This is a genomic window from Phyllobacterium sp. (assembly GCF_037994405.1).
Taxonomy (GTDB): Bacteria; Pseudomonadota; Alphaproteobacteria; order Rhizobiales; family Rhizobiaceae; genus Phyllobacterium.
Genome location: NZ_JBBNAN010000474.1, coordinates 1 through 3314, shown reverse-complemented (window position 1 = coordinate 3314; position 3314 = coordinate 1). Strand labels below are relative to the sequence as shown.

Below are 3314 nucleotides of genomic sequence, written 5' to 3'. Positions count from 1 at the left end.
TGCTTTTGTCCATATCGACTTCAGTGGCCCAGTTGACGGCCGGATCGTACTTCTTTGCGACCAGCAATTCGCCGGTTGCACGATCCATAGTGTAGGCGAAGCCGTTACGATCGAAGTGGACGAGAACGTCGCGATCCTTGCCATCGATTTTGATACCATCTGCGAGGATCATCTCGTTGACGCCGTCATAGTCCCACTCATCATGTGGGGTCATCTGATAGAGCCACTTTGCCATGCCGGTATCGGCATCGCGGGCCATGATTGCCATCGACCATTTGTTGTCACCGGGACGCTGGTTCGGATTCCACGTCGACGGATTACCCGTGCCATAGTATATGAGGTTCAACTTGGGATCGTATGAATACCAGCCCCAGGTCGTTCCGCCGCCGATCTTCCACTGTTCGCCTTCCCAGGTGTTGGTTCCGGAGTCGGGTCCGACGGGTTTTCCAAGCTCGGTCGTTTTTTCCGGATCGATCAAGGTATCCTTGTCGGAACCCGTTGACCATGCACGCCATACCTGCTTGCCGTCCTTAATGTTATAGGCCGTCAAAAACCCGCGAACACCAAATTCAGCGCCGGAAATACCGACAATGACCTTGTCCTTCACCACCATCGGAGCCGAAGTACCGGATTCACCCTTGCTGCCGTCCTGTGCTTCCCCGTTTTTGACGGACCACTCAACCTTGCCGGTCTTGGCATCGAGGGCAACGAGTGTCGTGTCGGCCTGATAGAGAAATATCTTGCCATCGCCGTAGGCGACGCCACGATTGACGGTATCGCAGCACATGATCGGGATAACATTTGGATCCTGTCTGGGCTCGTACTTCCAGAGGATCTTGCCGTCATTGTTCAGATCAAGTGCATAGACTGTGTTGGGGTATGGCGCATGGACATACATCACATCGCCGATGACGAGCGGGCCGCCTTCATGGCCGCGTAGCACACCGGTCGAGAACGTCCAGGCAACCTGGAGTTTCTTGACGTTGTCCTTGGTGATCTGTTTGAGTTTTGAGTAACGCGTATTGGCGTAGTCGCCAGTGGGGATCGCCCAGTTCTTGGAATCAGAGATTAAGCCCTGCAGGTCATCATTGGCAAATGCTCCTCCCGCCAATGAGAGCGACATGGCCGTCGTAGCCAATGCAATTCCTATGAGATTCTTGTGTACACGCATTTTGAGTCCTCCCTAAGTTCATATCAATGAACCAACGGACGGAGCCGTTTGAGAGTTGCGGTCCGCGCAATCAGCTCACGCAAATGGGGAAGTATTTCCGGCAGCGTGTCACGACCTAAGCCAGGCGCAGAGGGCACCATTACTGCCACCCCGCTTTGGCCTACGAAAACTGTCACCGCTTCCTTGACGGTAACGTCCTTGAAGCCGGAAACAAGTGAACGATAGGAGAAACAATTGCATTAAGCAAGCATCAATTTATATTTGCTGCATTGCAATCTATAAATTTTGCAATGCAATATTGAGGATTCTATTAGCTTGCACATTGTGCGTATTCGCGCCGTCTTATAATTTTGTTCTTTAGAATTAGATGCGATTTGCGGGCTATTAGTATTTTTTGCTCACTTTATGGAGGATATATATTTAACAGTTATCAAGACGGGCCGGTCTAAATGATGAACGCGACATTCTTTCCTGAACTGAGCCACGCCGTGGAAATTCATCCACAAGCTCGAATGCTGATTATTAAAACGAAACTGATTTGACAATTTTGCCTAGGAAGCGACACTTAAACGTCGAGGAACATACCTTGGCGGTGAGGCCCGGGCCCTCCCCCGTTTGGAGGCTCCACTCCACCGGGCCTCATCTCGCTGCCGACCAAACCTTCTTCTCCAAACGGCGTGGCGCCGATGTTAATCCAAAGAATGCCTGTCGCGCTGCAGTTAACCAGGGTCTTCCTCAATTTGTGTGGTGATTTGTCCAACAAACTGGCTGCCCTGAAGCCGGGCGATCTGTGGCAGGACATCGACAGCCCCGCGGCGTTCCAAATCTACCAGGATGCCCCATAGTTACGGTCTTGTGCCAGCTCCAGTCACCTACGAATGGAGTTCCCGGGTGCCTGGAGCGCAGACATTGCGCTTAGACTACTGTAAAACGGTGTCGTCGCTGACTGGAATGACAAGACGCTTCATCACGCGCGCTCCGGCAGGCTGTCGATGCTGTAACCAAGAAGGTGAACAATTTCAGCTACCTGGTGTGCCCGGCATGCGCAGCGAGAAATGTATTTCGGGCGATCGATATAGCCAGCATCACACAGATTGAGGAAGACCCTAATTAACTGCAGCGCGACAAGTGAGCCGCGTCAACAAAAAACCCCGAGTCTTCGAAGAAGATATGCTCGCCCTCTGGCCAAGTCAGATAGTGGAAACTACCATTTCAAGCATTGCGCGGACTTGCCCAGCCAATGCCTTGAGACGATCGTTTGGGATGGCCAGCATTGAGGCTACTGGATCGATCGCGCTGACCATAACTTGGTCTACGCCGGTCGATCGAACTATCACATTGCAAGGCAACATGGCACCCACTTGGGGTTCAATCTTCATGGCTTCGTGAGCCATCTTCGGATTGCAGGCGCCTAGGATAAGGTAGTTTGCGACGTCCTCGTTTATCTTCTTCTTCAACGTCGCCTTGACGTCAATCTCCGTGAGAATGCCAAAGCCTTCGGCGGCAAGCGCTGCGCGGGTCCTCTCAACAATCTTGCTGAAATCTTCGCCCTGAAATGTCTTGTCTATAGTGTAGGCCATATTTCGTTCTCCGGGACCTGCTGGTTGGGACAATTACATGAGATGCTTTGCGAATGCGACGATGGTGGAGGCACGCCAACCGTTCTATCGCAGACGCTGTCTTGCGATGGCCAATGACCAGCCTCATTTTACCTCGATTCTGGCCCACATTCCGGCCATGTAACGTTCAAAATATCCAACGTCCGTCAATGATCGGATTTCGGACAAACCAAAGTCCTAAGCGAAAACTATCGATTTGCGTTGATCCAGCGCAAACTTAAGCCGGAGCCCAGTTTAAAATCTTGTGATGACCCATGTCTTGAAACCAGCCCAGTCCGCAGCTTATCCGAACCAGCGTCCCGGTGACAACAAATGGTCCATGACCATCATGGCACGCGATGCTGATACCGGCATGGCAAAATGGCTCTATCAGATGACCCCACATGATGAGTGGGACTATGACGGCGTCAACGAGATGATCCTCGCAGATGGTATCAAAATCGATGGCAAGGATCGCGATGTTCTCGTCCACTTCGATCGTAACGGCTTCGCCTACACTATGGATCGTGCAACCGGCGAATTGC

General features: G+C 52.0%; 2 protein-coding genes and 1 pseudogene. 1 reads left to right on the top strand and 2 read right to left on the bottom strand.

Annotation, left to right across the window (positions count from 1 at the left end; genetic code table 11):
- On the bottom strand, positions 1-1171 hold a 1171-nt coding region (locus tag AAAC48_RS26250), incomplete at its 3' end, for a PQQ-dependent dehydrogenase, methanol/ethanol family (RefSeq protein WP_340657014.1).
- Positions 1172-2361: 1190 nt separating this feature from the next.
- A complete protein-coding gene (locus AAAC48_RS26245; protein WP_340657013.1) occupies positions 2362-2751 on the bottom strand; it encodes a DUF302 domain-containing protein in 390 nt (129 codons plus the stop codon).
- Positions 2752-3076: 325 nt separating this feature from the next.
- Between AAAC48_RS26245 and AAAC48_RS26240 the strand changes: the two are divergent.
- A pseudogene (locus tag AAAC48_RS26240) lies at positions 3077-3314 on the top strand (PQQ-dependent dehydrogenase, methanol/ethanol family); the annotation flags it as partial.

Bases quoted from the DNA above. Each gene is read 5' to 3' on its own strand.
- AAAC48_RS26245 (WP_340657013.1), bottom strand. From the start codon at position 2,751: ATGGCCTACACTATAGACAAGACATTTCAGGGCGAAGATTTCAGCAAG.